1 protein-coding gene is annotated in these 389 nt (G+C 74.8%); it reads right to left on the minus strand.

Features of this window, described 5'->3' with window-relative positions:
• A partial coding sequence (locus tag D180_RS15525; RefSeq protein WP_043091090.1) for an EF-Tu/IF-2/RF-3 family GTPase occupies positions 1 to 389 on the minus strand: 389 nt, incomplete at both ends.

Raw genomic sequence — 389 nt, forward strand, 5'->3', positions numbered from 1 at the left:
GCGAATGCGTTCCAGCACCCACCGTGCCTGCACGCCGCTGAGCGTCTCGCCGCTGACCGCGTCCTTCCAGCCGAGCACGGCGACGATCTCGCCGGCCTGCGCCTGCGCCACGTCGCGGGTGCGCTGCGCCTGCACCACCGCCAGCCGCCCGACCCGGCGCGGACGCCGCGCATGCGACGTCCACACCGTGTCGCCGACGCGCAAGGTGCCCGAATACACGCGCACGAAGGCCAGCGGCCCCTGCGCGGTATGCGCGAACTTGAACACCAGCGCCGCCAGCGGACCGGACGGATCCGGCGCCAGCAAGGTCGCGTGCCCGTCTTCGGCACCGGCATCGGTGTCCGCATCGGCGCGGGCGACGACCGGCGGGCGGTCCAGCGGCGACGGCA

It is taken from the genome of Xanthomonas sp. SHU 166, assembly GCF_000364685.1.
In the GTDB taxonomy this organism is placed as follows: Bacteria; Pseudomonadota; Gammaproteobacteria; order Xanthomonadales; family Xanthomonadaceae; genus Xanthomonas_A; species Xanthomonas_A sontii.